The 24,848-nt window shown below is 66.4% G+C and carries 19 protein-coding genes; 3 read left to right on the top strand and 16 right to left on the bottom strand.

The genetic code is table 11. From position 1 onward, the window contains the following. Positions 1-132 precede the first annotated feature (132 nt). Positions 133-3,672: a DNA polymerase III subunit alpha gene (gene dnaE / locus BDW41_RS10730; protein WP_074547461.1), complete on the bottom strand. Its 3,540-nt coding sequence runs from the start codon at positions 3,670-3,672 to the stop codon at positions 133-135. A 283-nt stretch (positions 3,673-3,955) separates the two neighbouring features. Here dnaE and BDW41_RS10725 point away from each other — a divergent pair, with 283 nt between their 5' ends. Continuing rightward, positions 3,956-5,395, top strand: a complete 1,440-nt coding sequence (locus BDW41_RS10725) for an amino acid permease (protein WP_074547462.1) — start codon at positions 3,956-3,958, stop codon at positions 5,393-5,395. Positions 5,396-5,448: 53 nt separating this feature from the next. On the opposite strand, the gene BDW41_RS10720 is transcribed toward BDW41_RS10725, so the two are convergent. The 15 genes from BDW41_RS10720 to rpsB form a co-directional block, all read right to left on the bottom strand. Then, positions 5,449-5,658 (bottom strand): hypothetical protein, encoded by a 210-nt coding sequence (locus BDW41_RS10720; protein WP_074547463.1) that lies wholly within the window; start codon positions 5,656-5,658, stop codon positions 5,449-5,451. 314 nt (positions 5,659-5,972) lie between these two features. Beyond that, entirely contained in the window at positions 5,973-6,554 is a 582-nt protein-coding gene (gene rnhB, locus BDW41_RS10715) for a ribonuclease HII (RefSeq protein ID WP_110301584.1), read from the bottom strand. 46 nt (positions 6,555-6,600) lie between these two features. Then, positions 6,601-7,812 carry a lipid-A-disaccharide synthase gene (gene lpxB, locus BDW41_RS10710; protein WP_074547465.1) on the bottom strand — a complete coding sequence of 404 codons (1,212 nt, stop codon included), beginning with the start codon at positions 7,810-7,812 and terminating at the stop codon, positions 6,601-6,603. A 58-nt stretch (positions 7,813-7,870) separates the two neighbouring features. Continuing rightward, positions 7,871-8,644 (bottom strand): acyl-ACP--UDP-N-acetylglucosamine O-acyltransferase, encoded by a 774-nt coding sequence (lpxA, locus tag BDW41_RS10705; RefSeq protein WP_074547466.1) that lies wholly within the window; start codon positions 8,642-8,644, stop codon positions 7,871-7,873. Next, positions 8,641-9,114, bottom strand: a complete 474-nt coding sequence (fabZ, locus tag BDW41_RS10700; RefSeq protein WP_083337560.1) for a 3-hydroxyacyl-ACP dehydratase FabZ — start codon at positions 9,112-9,114, stop codon at positions 8,641-8,643. The genes lpxA and fabZ overlap by 4 nt, the downstream gene beginning before the upstream one ends. After that, a complete protein-coding gene (gene lpxD / locus BDW41_RS10695; RefSeq protein ID WP_074547467.1) occupies positions 9,107-10,135 on the bottom strand; it encodes a UDP-3-O-(3-hydroxymyristoyl)glucosamine N-acyltransferase in 1,029 nt (342 codons plus the stop codon). Before lpxD ends, fabZ begins: the two co-directional genes overlap by 8 nt. Positions 10,136-10,285: 150 nt before the next feature. After that, positions 10,286-12,748, bottom strand: a complete 2,463-nt coding sequence (gene bamA, locus BDW41_RS10690) for an outer membrane protein assembly factor BamA (RefSeq protein ID WP_074547468.1) — start codon at positions 12,746-12,748, stop codon at positions 10,286-10,288. 217 nt (positions 12,749-12,965) lie between these two features. Then, on the bottom strand, positions 12,966-14,312 hold the full coding sequence (gene rseP / locus BDW41_RS10685; protein ID WP_074547469.1) for an RIP metalloprotease RseP: 1,347 nt from the start codon (positions 14,310-14,312) through the stop codon (positions 12,966-12,968). 22 nt (positions 14,313-14,334) lie between these two features. Then, positions 14,335-15,522, bottom strand: coding sequence for a 1-deoxy-D-xylulose-5-phosphate reductoisomerase (locus tag BDW41_RS10680; protein WP_074547470.1), 1,188 nt, complete (start codon positions 15,520-15,522; stop codon positions 14,335-14,337). Next, complete coding sequence (locus BDW41_RS10675) at positions 15,519-16,337, bottom strand: phosphatidate cytidylyltransferase (RefSeq protein WP_074547471.1); 819 nt, start codon at positions 16,335-16,337, stop codon at positions 15,519-15,521. Before BDW41_RS10675 ends, BDW41_RS10680 begins: the two co-directional genes overlap by 4 nt. Before the next feature lie 31 nt (positions 16,338-16,368). Further along, positions 16,369-17,109: a polyprenyl diphosphate synthase gene (uppS, locus tag BDW41_RS10670; protein WP_074547472.1), complete on the bottom strand. Its 741-nt coding sequence runs from the start codon at positions 17,107-17,109 to the stop codon at positions 16,369-16,371. 23 nt (positions 17,110-17,132) lie between these two features. Then, a complete protein-coding gene (gene frr / locus BDW41_RS10665) occupies positions 17,133-17,690 on the bottom strand; it encodes a ribosome recycling factor (protein ID WP_074547473.1) in 558 nt (185 codons plus the stop codon). Between the two features lie 207 nt (positions 17,691-17,897). Beyond that, positions 17,898-18,620, bottom strand: coding sequence for a UMP kinase (gene pyrH, locus BDW41_RS10660; RefSeq protein ID WP_074547474.1), 723 nt, complete (start codon positions 18,618-18,620; stop codon positions 17,898-17,900). A gap of 235 nt (positions 18,621-18,855) precedes the next feature. Continuing rightward, entirely contained in the window at positions 18,856-19,734 is an 879-nt protein-coding gene (tsf, locus tag BDW41_RS10655; RefSeq protein ID WP_074547475.1) for a translation elongation factor Ts, read from the bottom strand. 57 nt (positions 19,735-19,791) lie between these two features. Beyond that, entirely contained in the window at positions 19,792-20,676 is an 885-nt protein-coding gene (gene rpsB, locus BDW41_RS10650) for a 30S ribosomal protein S2 (RefSeq protein WP_074547476.1), read from the bottom strand. 350 nt (positions 20,677-21,026) lie between these two features. Between rpsB and map the strand changes: the two genes are divergently transcribed. Together map and glnD are read left to right on the top strand one after the other, a co-directional pair. Beyond that, entirely contained in the window at positions 21,027-21,794 is a 768-nt protein-coding gene (gene map, locus BDW41_RS10645; RefSeq protein WP_074547477.1) for a type I methionyl aminopeptidase, read from the top strand. A 163-nt stretch (positions 21,795-21,957) separates the two neighbouring features. After that, on the top strand, positions 21,958-24,612 hold the full coding sequence (gene glnD, locus BDW41_RS10640) for a [protein-PII] uridylyltransferase (protein ID WP_074547478.1): 2,655 nt from the start codon (positions 21,958-21,960) through the stop codon (positions 24,610-24,612). The last annotated feature ends 236 nt before the right edge of the window (positions 24,613-24,848 follow it).

Raw genomic sequence — 24,848 nt, 5'->3', positions numbered from 1 at the left:
TCATGACACGGAAGCGCGCCAGTATACCGGTCTGGAAAAAACGCGGGAACGGGGGCGTATGGGGTTAGGAAATAGTGAAGAGGAACGAGAAGTGAGAGCAGGGCGCCTCTCTCACTTCTCGTTTCTCTTTACTCAATCCTGGCTCTTCACAATCCGCAGCTTGGCCGCCTCCACTCCGGGAACGGCCCGGATGGCGCGCAGCAGTTCCGGAATGGCGTCCACACGCCAGTCCTCGCCCAGTTCCAGGTCGGCCTGGGCGATGGCGTTGTGGTAGCCGTGGAGGATCACGCTGGCGCGTCCGCCCCGATAGCCGGCGAGCGTGCGGCGCAGGTCGTCGACGAAGCCTGGGGTCACGCCATTCAGTTTCAAACGCAGCAGGCGCGCGAAGCGTCGGCAGCCGTCGCCCAGCGTATAGGCGCTGCGGGCGCGCAGGGCGAAGCCGCCGCCGGAGAAATCGTCGATGCGCAGGCCGCCTTCGACCACCAGGATCTGGTCGCGCGTGAGCATGGGGGCGATCTGCAGGTAGAGGTCGCCGAAGAAGCTGACCTCGATGGAGCCGGTGCCGTCCTCCAGCCGCACGAAGGCGTCGCTGTCGCCGCGCTTGCGCACGGCGGTGACCATGCCGGCCACGGTCCACGGCGTATCCGGGCCGCGGCGGAAGCGGTTGTCGTCGCCGTCGCTCTTGCGCGGCTTCGGTGGCTGGTAGCGTTCGGCGATCTCGCCCAGCGGGCAGGTCGAGAGCTGAGCCAGTTCGTCCTTCCACGGGTCGGTGGGGTGGCCGGAAAGATAATGGCCGAGCGTGTCGCGCTCGCCCTGCAGCTTCTGCTCGAGCGGCCAGTCGGGCACGACGGGCAGGTCGACGTCGACCGTCGGGGCGGCGGCGCCCATCGCCGCGCCGAACATGTCGTTCTGTCCGCTCTGCTTGTTCTTGAGGTGCTGGTCCGCCGCCTTCATCGCGTTGGGCAGCTGCGCCATCAGGCTGGCGCGGTTCGGCGCCAGCGCGTCGAGCGAACCGGAAAGAATCAGCGCTTCGAGCACGCGGCGATTGAGCTTGGTCGAATCCACGCGACGGCAGAAATCGGCCAGGTCCTTGTAGGCACCGCCGCGCTTGCGTTCCTCGGCGATGGCTTCGCACGCGCCCTGGCCCACGCCCTTGATGGCGCCCAGGCCATAGCGGATCACGCGCGGTTCGACCGCGACGAACATGAACTCCGACGCGTTGACGTCCGGCGGCAGCACCTTCAGGCCGATGGCCTTGGACTCGTCGATGAAGGTCACCGCCTTGTCGGTGTTGTCCATGTCCGACGAGATCGTCGCGGCCATGAACTCGGCGGGGTAGTGCGCCTTCAGCCAGGCGGTGTGATACGAGACGAGCGCGTACGCGGCGGCGTGCGACTTGTTGAAGCCGTAGCCGGCGAACTTCTCCATCAGGTCGAAGATCTCGTCGGCCTTTTCGCCGCTGAGTCCGTCCTTGGCGGCGCCTTCGCGGAACTTGGCGCGCTCCTTCGCCATTTCCTCGACTTTCTTCTTGCCCATCGCGCGGCGCAGCAGGTCGGCGCCGCCGAGCGAATAGCCGCCCACGATCTGCGCCATCTGCATCACCTGCTCCTGATAGACCATGATGCCGTAGGTCTCTTTCAGGATCGGCTCGACGCGCGGGTCCGGGTAGATCACTTCCTCGCGGCCGTGCTTGCGCGCCACGAAGCTGGGGATCAGGTCCATCGGGCCCGGTCGGTACAGCGCCACCAGCGCGATGATGTCCTCGAAGCGGTCGGGCTTGGCGTCCTTGAGCATGCGCTGCATGCCGGAGGATTCGAGCTGGAACACCGCGACGGTCTGCGCCTTCTTCAGCAGGTCGTACGCCGCCGGGTCATCGGTGGGGATGGCCGCGATGTTGAGCGCTTCCTCGCCATTGGCCGCGCGGCGCGCGTTGATGGCCTTCACCGCCCAGTCGATGATGGTGAGCGTGCGCAGGCCGAGGAAGTCGAACTTCACCAGGCCGACGGCTTCCACGTCGTCCTTGTCGTATTGCGTGACGACGCCGGCGCCGCCCGGTTCGCAGTAGAGCGGCGCGAACTCGGTCAGCGGCTTGGGCCCGATCACCACGCCGCCGGCGTGCTTGCCGACGCCGCGCGTGATGCTTTCCAGGCTCAGCGCCAGGTCGATCAGCGTGCGCGCTTCCTCGTCCTGCTCGTAGAGGTCGCAGAAATCCTTGACGATGCGGTCGGGTTCTTTCTTGGCCTTTTCCGAGCGGCCCAGCGCGCATTGCAGCGTGAGGTCGAGCGGGCGCGCGGGAATGAGCTTGGCGATGCGGTCCACCGCGTTGTAGCCCATGCCGAGCACGCGGCCGGAGTCGCGCAGCACGGCCTTCGCCGCCATCGAGCCGTAGGTAATGATCTGGCTGACGTGGTCGCGGCCGTATTTGCGCGCGACGTAGTCGATCACCTCGTCGCGGCGATCCATGCAGAAGTCGATGTCGAAGTCGGGCATCGACACGCGTTCGGGATTGAGGAATCGCTCGAACAGCAGGTCGAACTGGATCGGGTCCAGATCGGTGATCTTCAACACCCACGCCACCAGCGAACCCGCGCCCGAGCCGCGGCCCGGGCCCACGGGAATGCCGTTCTGCTTACCCCAGTTGATGAAGTCCGCCACGATCAGGAAGTAGCCGGGGAAGCCCATCTTGATGATGACGTCCAGCTCGCGTTCCAGCCTCGCTTCATACTCCTCGCGCGTGCGGCCGGGCGCGACGCCGGCGAATTCCAGGCGTTCCTTCAGGCCTTCGCGGGAAATCTCGCGGATGTAGCTGGCCAGGTCGTGGCCCTCCGGCACCGGGAAATCCGGCAGGTAATACGTGCCGAAGCTCAGTTCCAGCGTGCAGCGCTTGGCCAGCTCGATGGTGTTTTCCAGCGCCTCGGGAAGGTCGGCGAACAGCGCCTCCATTTCCTCGGGCGACTTCAGGTATTGCTGGTCGCTGTAGTCGCGCGGGCGCTTGGGGTCGGCCAGCACGCGGCCCTGATTGATGCAGACGCGCGCTTCGTGCGATTCGAAGCCTTCCTGCTTGAGGAAGCGCACGTCGTTGCTGGCGATCACCGGCAGGTCGAGTTGCGCGGCGAGGGCCAGCGCGGCCGTGTTCCAGTTTTCCTCGCCTTCGCGGCCGGTGCGGGTGAGTTCGAGGTAGAGCCGGTCGGCCATCTGCGTGGCGAACGGGCGGATGCGCGCCACGGCCGCATCCACGCCCTGATTCACGGCGATGCGCGCGACTTCGCTCTCGCGGCCGAGCATGGCGATCAGGCCGTGCGTGGCTTCCGGCGTGAGCCATGCGGCGTCGACCATGGCCCGGCCGCTGTGCTGGCCGTCGCGCCATGCACGCGACACCAGCCGCGACAGATTGAGATAGCCGGCGTGGTTCTGCACCAGCACGGTGAGGCGCCAGGGACGCGGATCGTCCGGCGAACTGACCCACAGGTCCGCTCCGCCGATCGGCTTGATGCCGGCCGCGCTGCAGGCCTTGTAGAACTTCACCAGCGCGAACATGTTGCTTTCGTCGGTCAGCGCGACCGCCGGAATGCCCTGGCGCACGCAGGCGTCGACCAGCCCCTTGATACGGATGGTCGAGTCGACCAGCGAGTATTCGCTGTGAAGGTGAAGGTGAGCGAAGCGGACGGACATGGCGCACGCGCAGGATGGATCCACAGCCTAACGGCGTGGCCCGGAGCGGGCAAGAATTGACATTGCCTGCCGGGCGGTTTTTCCGCGCTGGATCAGGGGGATGCCGCTTGGCCGTCGCTCGCGCAGCGGCTGGCAAGCCGGCCGCGCCTATCTGCCATGCCGGCCTTCGGCATGTCTTCACCGCCGTCGATGCAGACAGTTCAGTTGCAGGGCGGCGCCGGGACTGGCATGGTCCGGTGCTTTCATCCTGGACGGCAGTCCCGACGCTGCCGGGAAAATGCCGATGTCACTGATCCGTTCGCTGTTCACCATCAAACCCATCGAGGCGTCGCTCACGGCCAACGACAATCTGCGGCGCACGCTGGGCCTCAAGGACCTGATCGTCCTGGGCGTGGGAGCGGTGATCGGCGCGGGCATTTTCGTCATCACCGGACAGGCGGCCGCCGAGCATGCAGGCCCGGCGCTGACCATCTCCTTCGTGCTCGCCGGCCTTGCCGCCGCCCTGGCGGCGCTGAGTTATGCCGAGTTCGCCGCCATGCTGCCGGTGTCCGGCAGCGCCTACGTGTATGCCTACGCCACGTTCGGCGAACTGCTGGCCTGGTTCATCGGCTGGAACGTGGTGGCCGAGTACCTGCTGGCGGTGTCGTCCGTGGCGGTGGGCTGGTCCGGCTACGGCGTGGGCCTGTTGCACAGCGTGGGCATCGACGTGCCGGCGGTGCTGGCCAATGCGCCGCTGGCGTTCAAGGACGGGCACTTCGTGGTGACCGGTGCGTGGATCAACCTGCCGGCGTTGCTGGTGGTGGCGGCGATCACCACGCTGCTCTACGCGGGCACCCGGCAGTCGACGCTGTTCGCCAGCGTGGTGGTGGTGCTCAAGGTGCTGGTGGTGATCCTGTTCGTGGTGTTCGGCCTGCAGTACATCGACACCTCGCTGTGGCACCCGTACGTGCCAGCGAGCCAGGGCGGCGATCACTACGGCTGGTCGGGCGTGTTCCGCGCCGCGACCAGCGTGTTCTACGCGTACATCGGTTTCGACGCGGTGGCGACGGCCGCGCAGGAGACGCGCAACCCGCAGCAGAACGTGCCGGCCGGCATCCTCATTTCGCTGGCCATCTGCACGGTGCTGTACATCGTGGTGGCGGCGGTGCTGACCGGCCTGGTGCCGTATCCGCAGCTGGCCACGGCCGAGCCGGTGGCGACGGCGCTGGCCGCGCATCCCTCGCTGGCGTGGCTGAAGGTGCTGACGCAGATCGGCGCAGTGGCCGGGCTCACCTCGGTGATCCTGGTGATGCACCTGGGCCTGGCGCGCATTCTCTACACCATGGCGGGCGATGGGCTGTTGCCGCGCACGTTCGGCGCCGTCCACGAGCGCTTCAGGACGCCGCACCGCACGACGGTATTGGTGGGCGTGATCGGCGGCGTGCTGGCGGCGGTGTTCCCGCTGAGCCTGCTGGGCGACCTGCTGTCCATGGGCACCCTGCTGGCCTTCGCCACGGTGTGCATCGGCGTGCTGGTGCTGCGTCGCACGCGGCCGGATCTTCCGCGCGGTTTCCGCGTACCCGCCGCGCCGCTGGTGTGCTCGCTGGGCGTGCTGGTCTGCCTGTTTCTGCTGGCGCAGATGAACGCGGGCAACTGGATGCTGCTGGCCGGCTGGACCGCGTTGGGCATGCTCATCTACATCGGTTACGGCTACCGCAACAGTCGCCTGCGGGCGCGCGGCTGATCCATCGCGGCGCCGCGGCGACGATGGCCGCCATCGTCGCCGGCGCTCGCGCCTTACCAGATGTGGAAACGCTCCGCGCTTTGCGGACGGTCGATGTAGTGGTCCAGTCCCTGTACCCGGAGCGGATGGCGGTCGTAATCGACGTGCCGGTACTCGGCATCGACGATGGCGGCGATCTCGCCGGCGCTGAGCTGGGATGCGGGCGTCACGTTCGGAGGGGTGCCGGGCGTGACCGGGTCGTTGAGGCGGCGGTAGGTGTTCATCGCGGACTCCTGCGGTCGAATGCGCGCTTGGTTGGAGTCTTCAAACCCATGCACGTGGTGGGGAGGCGCGCACGGGGCCTTCGTCCCTGCTCGATGGAAGCGCATCGGAGCCGATGGCTTCGCTTCCTTATCCATTCGGATGCAGCGGCGGGCAGAAAGGTTGCACGGGTCAACGCGTGCGGAGCTGCTGCTCCATGGTTTGGAGCTTAGATTAGCGCTGTTGCACGCGAGTGACGCCCGCCATTGGGCATGTTTTCGGGCGCGCGTTTTGGCCCTGCGATTGCTTTACCTGCGGGTCGCGTTGGCGATCCGCGTCAGAACAGCACGCCCTGGTCCACCAGAATCTTCACCGGCGCGAAACTGCGGCGATGGTGCGGGCAAGGTCCCAGGCGCTGCAGCGCGGCCAGATGTGCCGGCGTGGCGTATCCCTTGTGCTCGGCGAAACCGTAGCCGGGATGTTCGCGATCCAGCGCCACCATCCATCGATCGCGCGTGACCTTGGCGAGAATCGACGCGGCGCTGATGGCCGGCTCCAGCGCGTCGCCGCCGATGATGGCGCGGCCGGTGCAGGGCAGGTCGCGCGGCAGGGCGTTGCCGTCGATCCATGCCTCGTGCGCCGCCGGCGTCAGGCCGGAGAGCGCGCGGCTCATGCCGGTCATGGTGGCCTGGAAGATATTGATGCGGTCGATCTCGTCGGACATCACCATCACGATGCAGTGCGCCAGCGCCCGCTCGACGATCAGCGGATAGAGCGCCTCGCGCTTCTGCTCGGTGAGCTTCTTGGAATCATCGAGTCCATCGATGGGCCGCGCCGGATCCAGGATCACCGCCGCGACCGCGACAGGACCGGCGAGAGGGCCGCGTCCCGCCTCGTCCACGCCGGCGATGAGGCGCATCGCGACAGTGGGTTCAATGGCCGCAGAACGCTTTCTGACCTTGGGCTCAGCCATGGCGAGCCTCGATCATCTCGGCGACGGCTTCGGCGGCCAGATCGCCCGCGTGGCCTTCCAAGTCGCCGCGCAGGGCCAGATGCAACTGCTCGAAGGCGGCGACGATGGCGCCACGGCGCTCGCTGTCGTGGAACAGCGACAACGTGGCGTCCGCCAGCTTGTCGACGGTGAAGTCGTCCTGCATGAGTTCGGGCACCAGCTTCACGTCATCGCCCATGCCGCTCGCCCGCGCCAGGATGTTAGGCAGCGAATAGACGTCCGTCTTGAGCATGTTGAGCGCCTTGGCGATGCGGTAGCTCACCGGCGATACGCGATAGCCGACCACCATCGGGCGCTTGGCGAGCATGGCTTCCAATGTGGCCGTGCCGGAGGCGAGCAACACCACGTCGGCGGCGAGCATGGCCTCGTGCGCGTGTCCGTCGATAAGCAGCGGAGCGCTTTCCCCCTCGGCGTTTCCGATGAGTTGCTTCAGCGTGGCGTGCACGCGTTCATTGGCTGCCGGCACGACGATGCGAAGTCCCGGCAGCTGCGCAGCGACCTTGCGCGCCGCCTCGATGAACGCAACGCCCAATTGCTTGATCTCGGAACCGCGGCTGCCCGGCAACACGGCGAGCACGGGCACGTTCTGCGGAATGCCGAGGAAATCACGCGCGCCGGTGCGGTCAGACACCAGAGCGAAGCGGTCCGCCAGCGGGTGGCCAACGAAGCGCGCATCGATGCCGTGCCGCGCGTAGATCGCCGGCTCCATCGGAAACAGGCACAGTACGCGGTCGGCGCTGCGTCCGATTTTTTCCGCACGCTTCTCGCGCCACGCCCACACCGACGGGCTGACGTAGTGCACGGTGCGAATGCCCTCCTCGCGCAGGCGCTTCTCCACGCCCAGGTTGAAATCGGGCGCATCGATGCCGACCACCACATCGGGCTTCGCCGCGATCAGGCGCGCCAGCAGCTCCTTGCGCAACTTGAGCAGGCGCGGGAGATGCGACACCACCTCCGCGAAGCCGAACAGCGAGAGTTCCTTGATGTCGAACCAGGAATCGAAACCGGTGGCCTGCATGCGCGCGCCGCCGATGCCGACGAAGCGCGCCTCGGGATAGCGGCGGCGCAAGGCCGTGACCAGGTCGGCACCCAGCTGATCGCCGGAATCTTCGCCGGCGATGATGGCGATGGTGGGTGCGCGCCTGATGACTTCGATCTCAGCCATGTCGTGACATCAACAGCAAGAGCCCGTGTGCGATACGCCGATAGGGGCGAAGCTCATGTCAGCGCGCCAGCGAACGTTCGCTGCGATCGAGGAATTCCAGCATCGCGCGCACGTCCTCGCTGTCGTTGGCCTGGACGCTGAGCTGTTCGCGCGCGTCGGCCAGGGTCAGTCCCGCCATGTACAGCGTGCGGTACGCGCGCTTGATGGACGAAATGCGGGCCGTGTCGAAGCCGCGCCGCTTGAGGCCTTCGGTGTTGATGCCGCGCGGGCGGCCGCGCTGTTCGTTGGCCATCGTCACGAAGGGCGGCACGTCCGAGCCGAGCAGGCAGCCCATGCCGATGAAGGCATGCGCGCCGATCTTGCAGAACTGGTGCGCGCCGGAGAAGCCGGCCATCACCACCCAGTCGCCGATCTCCACGTGTCCGGCCAGCGCCGAATAGCTGGAGAACACGATGTGGTTGCCGATCTTGCAGTCGTGCGCGATATGGACGTAGGCGAGGATCAGGTTGTCGTTGCCGATCCGCGTCACGCCGCCGCCGTCGCCGGTGCCGCGATTGATGGTGACGTACTCGCGGATCTGATTGCGGTCGCCGATCACCAGCTCGGTGTACTCGCCATGGAACTTCTTGTCCTGCGGGTCGCCACCCAGCGAGGCGAACTGGCTGATGCGGTTGTCGCGGCCGATGCGGGTCGGGCCCTGGATCACCACGTGCGGGCCGACGACCGTGCCTTCGCCGATATGCACGTCGGCGCCGATCACGGAGTACGCGCCGATGCTGACGCCATCGGCGATGACCGCGGTAGGGTCGATCTGCGCGGTGGGGTGGATCATTTGTCGGACCTCGCGGCGCACATCAGCTCGCAGCTGGCCACGACCTTGCCGTCCACGATGGTGCGCGCCTCGAACAGGCCCATGCTGCGCAGCAGGCGCTTGAGTTCCACTTCCAGGCGCAACTGGTCGCCCGGCACTACCGGCGCGTTGAAGCGCGCGTTGTCCACCTTGGCCAGGTAGAACAGCGGGCTGCCCGTGGTGCCCTTCAGGCGGCTGGAGATCTGCGTCAGCAGGCCGGCGGCCTGCGCCATGGCTTCCACGATCAGCACGCCCGGCATCACCGGGTGGCCGGGGAAGTGGCCCTGGAAGAACGGCTCGTTCATCGTCACGTTCTTGATGGCCACGGCGCTCTTGTCGGGCACCAGCTCGATCAGGCGGTCGACCAGCAGGAACGGATAGCGATGCGGCAGCAGCTGCTGGATCGTTTCCACGTTCACGGGCAGGTGGAAGGGCACGGTCAGGTCACTCATTGTTGCGGTCCTTCTCCAGCGCCGAGAGCCGGCGCGCGTATTCATCGAGATGCTTGAATCGGGCTGCGTTGCGCCGCCACTGGCGGCTTTCCTGCAGGGGTACGCCCGAAGCGTATTCGCCCGCCTCGCGGATGGAATGCGTGACCAGGCTCTTGGCGGTAATGTTAACGCGGTCGGCCACTTCCAGATGGCCCAGCACGCCGGCGTTGCCGCCGATCATGCAGTAGCGGCCGATCTTGGCGCTGCCGGCCACGGCGGAGCAGCCGGCCATGGCCGTGTGGGCGCCGATGTAGACGTTGTGGGCGATCTGGATCTGGTTGTCCAGGCGCACGTCTTCCTCGAGCACGGTGTCGTCCAGCGCGCCGCGGTCGATGGTGGTGTTGGCGCCGATTTCACAGTCGTCGCCGATGCGCACGCCGCCGAGCTGCGGCAGCTTGATCCAGTGGTCGCGGTCAAAGGCGAGGCCGAAGCCGTCCGAGCCGATCACCGCGCCCGGATGCACCAGCACGCGCTTGCCCAGCGTGACGCGGATGACCAGGGTCACGCGGGCCACCAGCCGGCATTGCGCGCCCACCGTGCACTCGGGGCCGATGATGCAGTGCGGGCCGAGGATGGCGCCGTCCTCCACCACCGCGCCGTCCTCGATGACGCAACCGGGGCCGATGCTGGCGGTCGGCGCCACCACGGCGCCCGGCGACACCACGGCGGTGGGGTGGATGCCCTGCGGCGAGGCGGGGTGGCGCTCGAACAGCGCGGCGATCTTGGCGTAGGCCACATAAGGGTCGCGTGCCACCAGGGCGGCCACGGGGCTCTCCGCCACGTTTTCCTCGCGCATCACCACCACACCGGCGCGCGTGCCGGTCAGCTGCGAGGCGTACTTGCTGTTGGAAAGGAAGCTCAACTGGCTTGGGCTGGCACCCGCCAGCGTGCCCACGCCATCGATGACGCGTGAGCCATCGCCGTGGAAGACGAGGCCGAAGCGCTCGGCCAGCTCGGATACGGTGGTTTGAAAAACGCTCATGTCAGCTCCCTGCAATCGGACCATTGTAGGTCCCCCCGGCGGAGGCATCAAAAGTGGTACGGAGGGCCGCTGCCGGTGTGGGCGGCGGCGGCCAAAAAGAAGGCGCGGCATGGCCGCGCCTTCTGCGGAGTCGACCCAACGGTCAGTTCGTCAGAACTGGCTGCCGAAGGTGAACTGGATGCGCTCTTCGTAGTGGTTGTCATCCGCCTGCGTACGCAGCGGCACCGCGAAGTTGATGATCAGCGGGCCGATCGGCGCCTGCCAGTGCAGCGACAGGCCGGTGGAGACGCGCAGCGTCTTGGCCGTGAAGCTCTGGTAATCGGTGTAGGCATTGCCGACGTCCACGAACCACGACACGCGGGCGGTGTTGATGTCCTTGAGGAACGGCAGCGGCAGATACAGCTCGGCCGTGCCCAGCACCTTGAAGGCGCCACCCAGCGGCTGCGCGTAGCTGTACACGCTGCCCGGGCAGGTGCCGTTCGGCAGCGGGGTGATCGGCACCTGCTTGCCCGTGGTCGGGTCGGCGACGGTGCCCACGCAGACGCGGGGGCCGAGGGTGTTGTCCTGGAAGCCGCGCACGTCGCGCACGCCGCCGGAGTAGAAGTTCTCCCAGAACGGGAAGGTGATGGCCTGGCCCTTCTGGTAGATGCCGTCCTCGCTGCTGTTGTCGAAGGTCTGGCCGTAGGTCTTGCCGTAGCCCACCTGGCCGTCCACGTACAGCACGAAGCCCTTGCCGATGGGCCAGTAGTGGTTCGCCTCGCCCATGATCTTGTAGTACTGCACGGTCGAGCCGGGCAGGGCGATGTCGGTGGACAGCGAGATCAGGCCGCCGCGGGTCGGCGCCCAGTAGCCGTTGCGCGTGTCATGGTTCCAGCCCAGCGTGGCATCCCACGTGTGGATGGTCTGGTGGCCCAGCGCGTTCTGGTAGTCGATCAGGATCTGCGGCGAGTAATTGGCCGTCTGAACGTTGCCGTTCTCGTCCAGGTACTGGTAGCTCAGGTTGATCTTGTTGCTGCTGATGCCCAGGCCCGCGCGGATGTTGTCCGTTTCGGAGATCGGGAAGCTCAGGAAGCTGGAGAACGACTTCAGCGAGCTCTCGTAGTTCACGAAGTCGCTGTTGGTGTCGCCGTAATTGCTCTTGGTGTAGCCGATGTTGTAGCCGATGCCCACGCCGCTGTCGGTGAGGTACGGGTTGAAGTAGCTGGCGTTGACCGAGGTGGAGTAGTCGCTGCGCGACGCGCCCACGGTGAAGCTGTCACCCGTGCCGAGGAAGTTGTTCTGCGACACCGACGCGGACAGGATGATGCCCGAGTACTGCGAGTAGCCCACGCCGAACATCAGGCTGCCGGCGGACTGCTCCTCCACCTTCACGGTCAGGTCGACCTGGTCTTCGGTGCCGGGCACCAGCGCCTTGTCGATGTTGACGGTCTTGAAGTAGCCCAGGCGCTGTAGGCGGATCTTCGAGCGGTCGATGGCCGGCTGCGAGAACCAGCTGCCTTCCAGCTGGCGCATTTCGCGGCGCATCACGTCGTCTTCCGTGCGGGTGTTGCCCTGGAAGATCACGCGGCGCACGTACACGCGCTTGCCCGGCTCGATGTAGAGCGTCAGGTCGACGGTGCGCTTTTCCTTGTCCAGCTTCGGCACCGGCGTGACCTTGGCGAAGGCGTAGCCGATGCTGGCCAGGATGCTCTTGATGGCGTTGCCGCTGGCCTCGATGGCCTTGCGGTTGAAGGTGTCGCCCTTGTGCACGTACACCAGCTGGTGCAGCGAATCCTCGGGGAGGATCAGCTCGCCGAGCAGATGCACGTCGGAGATGGTGTAGATGTCGCCTTCCTTGACGCTGGCGGCGATGTACATGGAGCGCTTGTCCGGCGCGATGGTCACCTGCGTGGAGTCGACGCCGAAGTCGGCGTAGCCGCGGTCCATGTAGTAGGACTGCAGCTTCTCCAGGTCGCCGGAGAGCTTTTCACGCGAGTACTGGTCGTCCTTCGAGTACCACGACAGCCAGCCCGGCGTGTTCGACTCGAAACCCGAGCGGATTTCCTTGTCGGTGAACGCCTTGTTGCCGACGATGTTGATTTCCTGGATCTTGGCGACCTTGCCTTCGCGGATCTCGATGTCGATGGCCACGCGGTTGCGGTCGAGCTGGGTCACGTGCGGATCGACCGACACGTTGTACTTGCCGCGGTTGTAGTACTGGCGCACCAGTTCCTGCTGCACGCGGTCCAGCGACAGGCGGTCGAAGGTTTCGCCTTCGGCCAGGCCGATCTCCTTGAGGCCCTTGCGCAGGTCTTCTTCCTTGATGTCCTTGTTGCCGCGCAGGTTGAGCTTGGCGATGGACGGGCGCTCGACGACCTTGATGACCATGATGTCACCTTCGCGGTCGATCTCCACGTCGCTGAAGAACTTGGTCTGGTAGAGCGCGCGGATGGCGCGCTGCGCGCCATCGTTGGTCAGCCGGTCACCGCGGTTGATCGGCAGGTAGTTGAGCACCGTACCGGCGGAAATGCGGCTGAGGCCATCGATACGGATATCGGAAACGACGAACGGCTCGAACGCGAGGGCATTGGCGGAGAGTGAGGCAAGCAGGATCAGGGCGGCGATACGCTTCATCGTCGATTCCGTTGGTTTTATTCCGATGAGGCGGCCAGGGCCGCCCCGATCAATACGTGAAGCCAGGACGAGCCCAGCCTTGAAAGGGTGCTTGCATCGTCCCCAGATGCGCAGGGTGAACCATCGCCACGTTTCCGCCGCAAGCGCATGGCATGCGCACGCCGCAGATACGCCTGTCCCCCGGACATCGCGCGACTTTCGTCAAAGCCGGCACGCGTCACGAAGGCAGGAAGCGGTGGATGTCGTTGTAGAAAGCCAATCCCATCAACGTGAACAACATGACCAGGCCGACATACTGACCGGCCATCATGGTGCGTTCGCTGACGGGGCTGCCCTTGACCAACTCAATAAGGTAATACAGCAGCCAACCGCCGTCCAAGACGGGGATCGGCATCAGGTTGAGGATCGCAAGACTCAGCGAGACCATCGCAAGGAAGCTGAAGAACCAGCCGATGCCCATGCTGGCCGAGGCATTGGCCACCTGGGCGATGCCGATCACGCCGGACAGGTTCTTGGTGGATGCCTGCCCGGTCAGCATCTTGCCGATCATGTTGAAGGTGGAGGCGGCGCTGTTCCAGGTGGTTTCCAGCGAGGCGCCGATGGCCTTGAGCGGGCCGTAGCGCAGGATGGCCTGTTCGCGTTCGGCGAACTTCACGCCGATCACCCAGTTGCTCGGCTGGCCCTCCAGCGACTCCATGCGGGCGGTGACGGACAGCGGCACGGTCTTGCCGGCGCGCTCCACCACGATGGCCAGCGTGGGCGACTTGGCGGCCTCCTGCGGCACCAGCCGCTGGAACTCCTCGAAGCTGCCGATGGCGGTGCCGTTGAGGCTGACGATGCGATCGCCGCCCTGCATGCCGCCCAGCGAGGCAGGCTTGCCCGGCAGGACGTTGTCGACCACGGCCGGCGAGGGCGCCAGCTTCAGGCCGAGCTTGTCCAGGTACTGGCCGATGTCCTGCCCGGCGGGAAGCTGGTTGAGGGGCAGTACGAGGTTGCGCGCGCTGCCGTCCGTGCCGCGCACCTGCATCGGCAGTGGATCGCGCCCCAGCAGGGCGTTCGCCACGGCGTCCATGGAATCGCTCCACGTTTCCACCGCATGGCCGTTGACGCTGAGGATGCGGTCGCCGGTGCGCACGCCGGCTTCGGCGGCGATAGTCTGCGGCACGGCGGAAATCACCGGCGCGACGTCCGGCTTGCCCACCAGGAACATCAACCAGAAGGCGAACAGGGTAAAGATCAGGTTGAAGCCCGGCCCCGCCGCCACGATGGCGATGCGCTGCCATACCGGCTTGCCGGTGAACTCCTGGCCGGCCAGCGCGGGGTCGACGTCGCCCTCGCGCGCGTCCAGCATTTTTACGTAGCCGCCCAGCGGGATCATGGCGACCTGGTATTCGGTGCCGTCCTTGCCGATGCGCTTCCAGATGGCCTTGCCGAAGCCCACGGAGAAACGCAGCACCTTGACGCCGCAGCGCCGCGCTACCCAGTAGTGACCGAATTCGTGAAAGGTCACCAGCACGCCAAGCGTGACGAGCAACCAAAACACTGAGCCAAATACACTATTCATCTGCAAGAGCTTATCAGGCTTGTCAGCAGGCGTTGCGAAGGATGCGGCGGGCGGCCTCGCGGGCCATCCGGTCGCGTTCATTCAGAGTCTGGACATCGACCACAGGTTGCGGCGGCAGTTCCGTAAGTACGCTCTCGACAAGATCGGCGATGCCCAGGAACGGCAATCCGCCCGCAAGGAAGGCCTCGACCGCCACTTCGTTGGCGGCATTGAGGATGGCGGTGGCATCGCCGCCGGCACGCAAGGCCTGGAAGGCGAGCGCAAGGCAGCGGAAGGTGTCCAGGTCAGGATGCTGGAAAGCCAGCGGCGCGCAGGCAGCCAGGTCCAGCGGTGCGACGCCGGCCTCGATGCGCGCGGGCCAGGCGAGCGCGTGGGCGATTGCCGTACGCATGTCCGGGTTGCCCAGCTGCGCGAGCACGGAGCCGTCGACGTACTCCACCAGCGAGTGCACCAGGCTTTGCGGATGCACCAGCACGTCGATGAGGTCGGGCGCCGCGCCGAACAGGTGATGCGCTTCGATGACCTCCAGGCCCTTGTTCATCAGGGTGGCCGAATCCACCGAGATCTTGCGTCCCATCACCCAGTTCGGATGCTTGCACGCCTGTTCCGGCGTGACGCCGGCCAGTTCCGCGCGTGTGCGGCCGCGGAACGGTCCGCCGGAAGCGGTGAGGATGAGGCGGCGCACGCCGCTGGCCGCCAGCGGAGGACGTCCGCCGGGCAGGCACTGGAAGATCGCGTTGTGTTCCGAATCCACCGGAATCAGTTCGCCGCCGCCGACCGCCAGCGCGTCCAGCAGCAGCGCGCCGGCCATCACGATGGATTCCTTGTTGGCCAGCAGCAGGCGCTTGCCGGTGCGCGCGGCGGCGAGGGTGGAATCCAACCCCGCCGCGCCCACGATGGCGGCCACCACCGTGTCGCACAGCGTGCCGGAGACGGCCTGCGTGATGGCGTCGTGCCCGCTGGCGATGTCGCAGCGCACGCCGGCTGCGGCGAGCCGGCGCGACAGTTCGCCTTCCAGCGCCGGATCGGCGATGACGGCCAGTTCGGGTCGATGACGGATGCACAGCTCCGCCAGCGCGGCCACGTTGCTGTGCGCCGTGAGCACGGTGGCGCGGAAGCGGTCCGGATGACGGGCAATGACGTCGAGCGTGCTGCCGCCGATGGAGCCGGTGGCGCCAAGCACTGCGACCTTGCGTGGAGCGTTACTCATAGGTCGAGCAGCAGCATGCCGGCGGCAAACACGGGCAGGGCGGCAAACACGCTGTCGAGGCGATCGAGCAGGCCGCCGTGGCCGGGGAACAGGTTGCCGGAATCCTTCACGGCGGCGTGGCGCTTCATCAGGCTCTCCAGCAGATCACCCACCACCGAGGCGACCACGGCGAACGCCGACAGCACCAGCAGGCCGATCAGCTTGCCGCCGGAGACGCCCAGCATCATGCCGCCCGCACCGGCCACGATGGCGCCGGCGACGAACGCGCCATACACGCCGGCCCAGGTCTTGCCCGGACTGATGGTGGGCGCCAGCTTGCGGCGGCCGAACTGGCGACCGCTGAAATACGCGCCGATGTCCGCCGCCCACACGATGAACAGGGCCAGCAGCGTCCACCAGTGGCCATGGGCGGACGAGCCGTGGATCGTCACCACGGCCACCCACGCGGGCACGATCACCAGGAAGCCCGCGCCCAGTTTCATGAAGCAGTTTTCGCGGGTCGGCGCCGCGCCGAACGCGAAATGACGCAGCCATTGGCAGACCACGATCCACCAGGCCACGCCGACACCGATCAGCACCGGCCAGGCGATGCCGCCACGGGTCAGCCAGCAGAGCACGAAGACGGCCGCCGTCAGCACCAGCAGGGCCACGCGCGGCGGGGTCGGCTTGAGGCCGGAAAGGCGTGTCCATTCCCACATGGCGGCCAGGAACGCGATGGCGACGATCACCGCGAAGACGCCGGTCGGCGCCAGCAGGATCAGCAGGATCACCAGCGGAGCAAGCAGCAGTGCGGTCAGGGTGCGCTGGAGCAGCATGGGTGTCCTTGTGCAGACGTGGGGCCGGCCATCAGGCCTTCTTGGCGACTTGTTCGCCGGTCTTGCCGAAGCGGCGTTCGCGGCGGGCGTAATCGTCGATGGCGCTCTTCAGGCAAGCCTCGTCGAAATCAGGCCACAGGGTATCGGTAAAGTGCAGTTCCGCGTAGGCAAGCTGCCACAAAAGGAAGTTGCTGACCCGGCATTCGCCGCCGGTGCGGATGAAAAGGTCCAGCGGCGGCAGGTCGGCCAGGCACATCCAGTGGCCAAGCAGCTGCTCGTCGATCTCCTCGGCGCGCAGTTCGCCGCGCGCCACGGCCTCGGCCGCCTTGCGCGCCGCCTGCACGATGTCCCAGCGGCCGCCGTAGCTCACGGCGATGTTCAGATGCAGCGCGTCGTTGCCGGCCGTGCGGGCCATGGCGGCGAGCATGCGCTGGCGCAGCCCCGGCTCGAAGCTGGCCAGGTCACCGACGAAGCGCAGGCGTACGCCGTTGCCGTGCAGTTCGTCCACTTCCTTGTCCAGGGCGCGAACGAACAACTCCATCAGCGCGCCGACTTCGTCCTGCGGACGCTGCCAGTTCTCGCTGGAGAATGCGAACAGGGTGAGCACGTTGACGCCGTGGCGCAGGCAGCCCTCGACCACGTTGCGCACGGCCTTGCGTCCGGCGTTGTGGCCGAACGTGCGTGGGCGGTGGCGGAGCTTTGCCCAGCGACCGTTGCCATCCATCACGATGGCGATGTGGCGCGGTACCCGCGCGGAGTCGGCGCTGGTCATGCGGAGAGACGGACCGATGGCGCTCAGAGCGCCATCAGCTCCTCTTCCTTGTTCTTCACGACGCCGTCGACGTCCTTGACGAAGCGATCGGTGAGCTTCTGGATTTCGTCTTCCGCACGACGCTCGTCGTCTTCGGTGATCGCCTTGTCCTTGAGCAGATCCTTGACCTGCTGCATGGCGTCGCGGCGCACGTTGCGGATGGCGATCTTGGCTTCCTCGCCTTCATGCGCCACGTGCTTGGCCAGCTCGCGGCGACGCTCTTCGGTGAGCGGCGGCATGTTGAGGCGGATGGTGGTGCCGGCGGTGTTCGGCGTGATGCCGATGTCCGAGGCCATGATGGCCTTTTCGATCGGGCCGACCAGGCTCTTTTCGAACGGGGTGATGATGATGGAGCGCGAATCGCCCAGCGCGACCGTGGCCACCTGGTTCAGCGGCATGTCCGAACCGTAGTACGGCACCTTGATGCCGTCGACCAGCGCGGTGCTGGCGCGGCCGGTGCGCAGGCGCGTCAGGCTGTGCCTGAGCGAGTCGATGCTCTTGCCCATGCGGGTCTGGGCATCGTTCTTGATGTCGTTAAGCATGGGAAACACCCCTCAAACCGTGCAAGCCGGCGAGTATAGCAGGGGGGCGAGGGGCGTTGGAGCGACGCGCTTTCGCCCTCTCCCCTGGGGAGAGGAATGAGCTGAGGGGCGGGCGCTCGCGAGTGTTTTATCGAAGCTCGCTTCGATGTTGCGATACGGCAAGATGGCCCCTCACTCCCTCTCCCCTGTGGGGAGAGGGATCCAGCCTCAGTTATCGGACACGATGGTGCCCACGGCCTCGCCGCGCATGATGCGCATGAGGTTGCCGGCCACGGTCATGTCGTAGATGCGCAGCGGCATGCCGTGGTCGCGGCACAGCGCGATGGCGGCGGTGTCCATCACGGCGAGCTTGCGTTCGATCACCTGGTCGTAGGTGAGCGTGTCGTAGCGCGTCGCGTCGGCGTGGCGGGCGGGGTCGGCCGTATACACGCCGTCCACCTTGGTGGCCTTGAGCAGCAGGTCCGCGCCCACTTCCACGGCGCGCAGCGCGGCGGCCGAGTCGGTGGTGAAGAACGGGTTGCCGGTGCCGGCGGCGAACAGCACGATGCGGCCCTTCTCGATGTGGCGCACGGCGCGGCGGCGGATGAAGTCTTCCGCGACGTCGTGGATCTGGATGGCGCTCATCACACGGGCAAAGCCGCCGCGACGCTCGATGGCGTCCTGCATGGCCAGGGCGTTCATGACGGTGGCCAGCATGCCCATGTGGTCGCCGGTGACGCGGTCCATGCCGGCCGCAGCCAGGCCCGCGCCGCGGAAGATGTTGCCGCCGCCGATGACCACGCCGATCTGGATCCCGGCCTTCTGTACTTCGATGATTTCGTCGGCCAGGCGGCCGATGACCTTGGGGTCGATGCCGTAGTCGGCCTCGCCCATCAAGGCTTCACCGGAGAGTTTGAGCAGGATACGGCGGTACTTAAGAGGTTCGCTCATGGGGTCTCCGGATTGTGTGGGGCAAAACGCGCGCATTGTAACGGCAGTGACGCGGGCGGGTAAGGGATTTCGTGCCGCTGCCGGGTGGGAAAATTCAGCTCCAACGCGGGGTTGGCAGCAAACGCCGTGCGGTGGCGGCCGGTGTGGAATGGGCCGGGCGGACCGTGCGGGCTTCTCATAAAAAAAGAAGCCGCGGTTGCCCGCGGCTTCTTCGAGACTTCAGGGAAGCAAGGCCTCAGCCCTGCATCGCCTTGGCCACTTCGGCCAGATAGTCTTCCTGCACCTTCTCGATGCCTTCGCCCACGGCCAGGCGAACCACGGCCACGACGTCGGCGCCTTCCTTCTTCAGGACCTCGCCCACGGTGGTGTTGGTGTCGATCACGTACGGCTGGCCGACCAGGGTCACTTCCGAGACGATCTTGTTGATCTTGCCGGAGATGATCTTTTCCAGGATGTCGGCCGGCTTGGCCTTGTCCTTGTCGGTCATCTGGCTCAGCGCGATTTCCTTTTCCTTCGCGATGAACTCGGCCGGGACGTCTTCCGGCTTGATGTGCGGCGGGTTCATGGCGGCCACGTGCATGGCGATGCCCTTGGCCAGCTCTTCCGAGCCGCCCTTGAGCGCCACGATCACGCCGATCTTGCCGCCGTGCGAGTAGGTGGCCAGCGGGCCATCGTTCTCGATGCGGGCGACGCGGCGCACTTCGATCTTCTCGCCGATGGTGGCGGTCTGGGCCTTGGCGGCGGACTCGACGTTGTCGGCGCCCGGGAAGGCGGCGGCCTTGGCGGCGTCGATGTCGGCGGCGCCGGAAGCCAGCACGGCCTCGGCCACGTCATTGGTGAACTGGATGAAGTTCGGCGCCTTGGCGACGAAGTCCGTCTCGCTGTTCACTTCGACCAGCACGGCCTTGCCGTTGGCCTGGGCGGTGGCGATGCGGCCTTCGGCGGCGACGCGGTCGGCCTTCTTGTCGGCCTTGGCGAGACCCGTCTTGCGCAGGTATTCCACAGCGGCGTCGATGTCGCCGTTGTTTTCGACCAGCGCCTTCTTGCAATCCATCATGCCGGCGCCGGAGCGCTCGCGCAGTTCGCTAACCAGTTTTGCGGTAATGGCGGTCATCTGGGTTCCTCAAAGCTTTGATGCGCCCCGGCCCTTGCGGGCCGGGGCAGGGAGGGCTTACTCGCCGTCCGACTCTTCGTTGCGACGGCCGCCGCGGCCGCCACGGTCGCCGCGCGGAGCGCCAGCGCCCTTCTTGGCCGGACCACGGTTGTTGCGGTCGTCACGGCGCGGAGCGGCCTTGCGCTCTTCCTTGGCCACCGGGTTGCCTTCCTCGTCGAGTTCGACGAACTCATTGGCGTCGCCCTGGGCCGCGGCCGGCGCGGCGGCCTTGCCTTCCAGGATGGCGTCAGCGGCAGCGCGGGCGTACAGCTGGATGGCGCGGATGGCGTCGTCGTTGCCCGGGATGGCGTAGTCGACCAGTTCCGGGTTGTAGTTGGTGTCGACCACGGCGATCACCGGGATGCCGAGCTTCTTGGCTTCCTGCACGGCGATGTCTTCATGACCGATGTCGATGATGAACAGGGCGTCAGGCAGGCGGTTCATGTCCTTGATGCCGCCCAGCGAGTTCTCGAGCTTCTCGCGCTCGCGGCGACGGGCCAGCACTTCGTGCTTGACCAGGCGGTCGAACGAACCGTCGGTCTCGGCGGCTTCCAGTTCCTTCAGGCGGGCCACCGACTGCTTCACGGTACGGAAGTTGGTCAGCATGCCACCCAGCCAGCGGGCGGTGACGAACGGCATGCCGGCGCGCGCGGCTTCTTCAGCCAACGGCTCGCGGGCCGAGCGCTTGGTGCCGACGAACAGCACGGTGCCGCGCTTCTGGGCGATGGCCGAGAGGAAGTTCATCGCGTCGGTGAAGAGCGGCAGCGTCTTCTCGAGGTTGATGATGTGGATCTTGCCGCGGGCGCCAAAGATGTACGGCGCCATCTTCGGGTTCCAGTAACGGGTCTGGTGGCCGAAATGCACGCCAGCTTCGAGCATCTGGCGCATGGTGACTTGTGCCATGGGTAAAACTCCGATTGTTGGGCCGTCCCCTTAAGAAGGGAGGTAATGGCCCGGGGGTTGGGACCTCCACGCATCCCCGGCTTCGACCCTGTCAGCCCGCTGTAGTGGGAAGGCTGGCCAGGGCACCCCGAAGGCGGTGCCGACGCGTGTGTGGCGTTTTAGTTGTCCAATCAAGGACTTGTAGGGGTTGTACCGCAAGACGGTTACAATCTTCCCTCGCTTTGCGATGACCGCCAGGACCGTGGAAACGGACACCTCGGGTCAGCAAAACTTCGAAATTGTAGCCGGTACGCCGGCGGTGCGGCAAGTCGCTGGATTTTCAGCAGGTTAGCCGCCATGTGAGTGGAACTATGGCAGTCACCCTTAAAACCCCCCAAGACATCCAGGCCATGCGCGAGGCCGGCAAGCTGGCCGCCGAGGTGCTCGCCATGCTCAAGGAGCATGTGAAGCCCGGCGTGACCACGGAAGACCTGGACCGCCTGGCCTACGAGCACATCGTGAACGTGCAGAAGGCGATTCCGGCGAACGTGGGCTACAACGGCTTCCCCAAGACCCTGTGCACCTCGGTCAACCACGTCATCTGCCACGGCATTCCTTCGCCCGGCAAGGTGCTGAAGGACGGCGACATCATCAATCTGGACGTCACCGTCATCAAGGACGGCTGGCACGGCGATACCAGCCGCATGTACTTCGTGGGCACCCCGTCGGTGCTGGCCAAGCGCCTGGTGGATACGACATTCGAGGCCATGATGCACGGCATCCAGGCGGTGCGTCCCGGCGCCACGCTGGGCGATGTCGGTGCGGCGATCCAGAAGCACGCCGAAGCCGCCGGTTTCTCGGTGGTGCGCGAGTACTGCGGCCACGGCATCGGCAAGGTCTACCACGACGAGCCGCAGGTGCTGCATTACGGCCGCGCCGGCACGGGCCTGGAGCTGAAGAAGGGCATGACGTTCACGGTCGAGCCCATGGTCAATGCCGGCAAGCCGCAGACCAAGCAGCTGCCGGACGGCTGGACGGTGGTGACCAAGGACCATTCGTTGTCGGCGCAGTGGGAGCACACCATTGCGGTGACGGACGACGGGTTCGAGATCCTGACGCCCTGGCCGGACGCGGCATGAGGTGAGAAAAAGGGCTGCTGCGGCGGCCCTTTTTTATGCCTGGTCGAATACCTGGCGGCGGCGTGGCGTGCCCCGGGACACGCCAGCCGCGCGCATGGAATTTCCACCCGCCTGCCACCCCATTGGTGGCAGACTTGCTGCGTCGCCACATATATCCGTGTCCATGACCGTCGCCCCGATCGTACTGCCTCCCTTGCCCCGCCTTCCCGTGGCGGTGCCGCGCTCGGGCGTGTCGTCGGAGGCACGCCGCGCGCTGCGCCAGTTGCTTGGCGACGTGGACCGCGCGCTGGCCACGGCATTCCGCGACGGCGCGGATGCCACGGCGCTGGCGCATCGCCGCAGCGAATCGGTCCAGCGCATCGTGGTGCACGTATGGACGGCGTGCCTGGGCGACGTGACGGACGCCGCGCTGTTCGCGGTGGGCGGTTTCGGTCGCGCCTTGTTGTTCCCGCATTCGGACGTCGATCTGCTGGCTCTGGTGGGCCCGTCGGAACCGGCGCGGCTGCGTGCGCTCGAGCAGTGCTTCGCCACGCTGTGGGATATCGGATTGAAGGTGGGGCATGCGGTGCGCGATCTCGCGCAATGCCGTGTGCTAGCGAAGCAGGACGCCAGCGTGTTCACCAGCCTGCTCGATGCGCGCCGGCTGGCGGGCGATCCCGCGATGGAGGAAGGCCTGAAAGCCATCGTCGACGATCCTTCGATGTGGCCGCCCGCGGAATATCTCGCCGTGCGACTGGCGGAGCGGGATGCGCGCCACGCGCGCTACAACGACACGGCGTATAACCTCGAGCCCAACATCAAGGACGGCCCCGGTGGCCTGCGCACGCTCGATGCGCTGCGTTGGCTCGGGCGTCGCCTCGCGCATGCGGACGATTTCGACGACATGGTTGCCGAAGGCCTGCTGGATCCGGCGGAGAAGGATTCGCTGGAACAATCGGAAGCCACGCTGCGCCGCTATCGCTTTGCGCTGCACCTGGAGGCGGGACGCGCGGAGGAGCGGCTCCTGTTCGACTACCAGCGCGCGCTGGCCGCACGGCTGGGTTTCCAGGACGAGCACGAGAAGAACCTCGGCGTCGAGCAGTTCATGCAGGGCTACTATCGCGCCGCCAGCCAGGTGGAGCGGCTGGGCGTGCAGATTGCCGAGCGCTTCGAGGAAATGCTCGAGCCGCCCGCGGCGCCGCAGCCGGTGGGCGAGAATTTCGTGCGCTACGGCAAACGCCTTGCGCTGCGCGATCCCGATCTTTTCATGCGGCGTCCGGCCACGCTGGTCGAGGCCTTCATTGCGCGACTGGGTGAGCCGGGCATCACGGGTTTCACGGCGGACACCATGCGTCGCATGCATCAGGCATCGGCCGTGCTCGAGCGCACGCTGGGTGATGATCCTGACGTGCTCGCGGCCTTCCTGCGCTTGCTGCAGCTCGGTGCGCCGGCGGTGGAAGCCATGTGGCGCATGAATCGCCACGGCCTGCTTGCCGCCATCCTGCCGGCGTTCGGCAAGGTGTTCGGCCGCATGCAGTACGACCTGTTCCACGTATACACGGTCGACGAGCACACGCTGCGCGTGCTGCGCAACGTCGCGCGGTTTGCGGATGCGGACGCGGCCAACGAGTTTCCCATCGCCTGCAAGATCTGGCCGACCCTGCCGAAGCCGGAATTGTTGCTGCTGGCGGCGCTGTTCCACGACATCGCCAAGGGACGCGGCGGCGATCATTCCGTGCTCGGCGAGGAAGACGCGCTCGCCTTCGGCCACCGGCTCGGATTGCCCGAGGAGGACATCCAGCTGGTCGCGTGGCTGGTGCGCTGGCATCTGCTGATGAGCACCACCGCGCAGCGACAGGACATCACCGATACCGACGTGGTGCATCGTTTTGCGGACACCGTGGGCACGTCCGAGCGCCTGGATTATCTGTATCTGCTGACCATCGCCGACATCATCGGCACCAGCCCAAAGCTGTGGAACGGCTGGAAGGACAGGCTGCTCGCCGACCTCTACACCTCGACGCGCTACGCGCTGCGCAGCGAGGACGAACTGCCCGCCGATGCGGAAGCGCAGGTGCGCCGCTGCTGCGACCAGGCGCTCGCCTTGCTGCAGCAGGATGGATTCGCCGCCGACGTCTGCCAGCGGCTGTGGCGCGGTTTTCCCGAATCCAGCTTCCTGCGCCACCGTCCCGAGCAGATCGCGTGGCAGACGGCGGCGATCCTGCGCGCCAAGGGCGAAACGCCGTTGGTCGAGGTTCATCCCAAGTCGGTGCGCGGCACCACGGAATTGTTCGTCTACGTGCCTGATCGCGACGGTTTGTTCGCCGCCGTGACGGCCATGCTGGATCGCCTGCATTTCTCCGTGATGGAAGCGCGCGTGCTGAGTTCGCCCACGGGTATGGCGCTGGACACTTTCCTGCTGCTGGAGTCGGACACGCAGCAGCCCGCCTCGCCCGAGCGTGCGGAAGAACTGAAGCAGCGCCTGCATCGTGCGTTGTCGCAGCCGGGCCACGTGCACCAGCCGTCGCGCCGGAGCATGTCGCGCCATCTGAAGCATTTCCAGGCGACGCCGAAGATTTCCTTCAGCACGGTGCAGGGCCGCACGCGCCTCGCACTGGTATGCAGCGACCGTCCCGGCCTGCTCGCCGCGGTGGCGCAGGGCATGATGGATGCCGGCGTCCGCGTGCACGATGCACGCATCGCCACATTCGGTGAACGCGTGGAAGACTTCTTCCTCATCACCGACCGCCACGACGCGCCACTCAACGTCGAATTGCAGGATCGCCTGTTGCACGCCCTGCTGGAACGGCTGGGACCGGCGAAGGAAAAGCGCGCCTGATGCCGTGACTGCGCCGGTTCGAAAGGGCCTGGTATGACAGCTTCCCCCAGTGTCATGGCTGGCCCGCTACGTCGAAACAGCTCATTTCCCTACGCGGGTGTGTGCCGCTTCAAGGCAATAGGCTCTCCATGGGTCGCACGGACACCACGACTCGCGATGGACGGCTTTTCTTGTCAGAATCGCTTTGTCTCCGCGGCCTTTCGCATGGCCGCCTCCTCCGATATCCATTGCCGTGA

The organism is Dyella sp. AtDHG13 (assembly GCF_003201105.1).
In the GTDB taxonomy this organism is placed as follows: Bacteria; Pseudomonadota; Gammaproteobacteria; order Xanthomonadales; family Rhodanobacteraceae; genus Dyella; species Dyella jiangningensis_B.
This window is presented reverse-complemented; position numbering and strand designations above follow the sequence as displayed.

What these genes read in the sequence shown, in the direction of transcription:
- frr (WP_074547473.1), bottom strand. Translation starts at nt 17,690, where the DNA reads ATGCTTAACGACATCAAGAACGATGCCCAGACCCGCATGGGCAAGAGC.
- BDW41_RS10680 (WP_074547470.1), bottom strand. Translation starts at nt 15,522, where the DNA reads ATGAGTAACGCTCCACGCAAGGTCGCAGTGCTTGGCGCCACCGGCTCC.
- rseP (WP_074547469.1), bottom strand. Translation starts at nt 14,312, where the DNA reads ATGAATAGTGTATTTGGCTCAGTGTTTTGGTTGCTCGTCACGCTTGGC.
- fabZ (WP_083337560.1), bottom strand. Translation starts at nt 9,114, where the DNA reads ATGAGTGACCTGACCGTGCCCTTCCACCTGCCCGTGAACGTGGAAACG.
- rpsB (WP_074547476.1), bottom strand. Translation starts at nt 20,676, where the DNA reads ATGGCACAAGTCACCATGCGCCAGATGCTCGAAGCTGGCGTGCATTTC.
- lpxB (WP_074547465.1), bottom strand. Translation starts at nt 7,812, where the DNA reads ATGGCTGAGATCGAAGTCATCAGGCGCGCACCCACCATCGCCATCATC.
- BDW41_RS10675 (WP_074547471.1), bottom strand. Translation starts at nt 16,337, where the DNA reads ATGCTGCTCCAGCGCACCCTGACCGCACTGCTGCTTGCTCCGCTGGTG.
- dnaE (WP_074547461.1), bottom strand. Translation starts at nt 3,672, where the DNA reads ATGTCCGTCCGCTTCGCTCACCTTCACCTTCACAGCGAATACTCGCTG.
- bamA (WP_074547468.1), bottom strand. Translation starts at nt 12,748, where the DNA reads ATGAAGCGTATCGCCGCCCTGATCCTGCTTGCCTCACTCTCCGCCAAT.
- pyrH (WP_074547474.1), bottom strand. Translation starts at nt 18,620, where the DNA reads ATGAGCGAACCTCTTAAGTACCGCCGTATCCTGCTCAAACTCTCCGGT.
- tsf (WP_074547475.1), bottom strand. Translation starts at nt 19,734, where the DNA reads ATGACCGCCATTACCGCAAAACTGGTTAGCGAACTGCGCGAGCGCTCC.
- lpxD (WP_074547467.1), bottom strand. Translation starts at nt 10,135, where the DNA reads ATGAGCGTTTTTCAAACCACCGTATCCGAGCTGGCCGAGCGCTTCGGC.
- glnD (WP_074547478.1), top strand. Translation starts at nt 21,958, where the DNA reads ATGACCGTCGCCCCGATCGTACTGCCTCCCTTGCCCCGCCTTCCCGTG.
- map (WP_074547477.1), top strand. Translation starts at nt 21,027, where the DNA reads ATGGCAGTCACCCTTAAAACCCCCCAAGACATCCAGGCCATGCGCGAG.
- BDW41_RS10725 (WP_074547462.1), top strand. Translation starts at nt 3,956, where the DNA reads ATGTCACTGATCCGTTCGCTGTTCACCATCAAACCCATCGAGGCGTCG.
- BDW41_RS10720 (WP_074547463.1), bottom strand. Translation starts at nt 5,658, where the DNA reads ATGAACACCTACCGCCGCCTCAACGACCCGGTCACGCCCGGCACCCCT.
- rnhB (WP_110301584.1), bottom strand. Translation starts at nt 6,554, where the DNA reads ATGCGCCTCATCGCCGGCGTGGACGAGGCGGGACGCGGCCCTCTCGCC.
- uppS (WP_074547472.1), bottom strand. Translation starts at nt 17,109, where the DNA reads ATGACCAGCGCCGACTCCGCGCGGGTACCGCGCCACATCGCCATCGTG.
- lpxA (WP_074547466.1), bottom strand. Translation starts at nt 8,644, where the DNA reads ATGATCCACCCCACCGCGCAGATCGACCCTACCGCGGTCATCGCCGAT.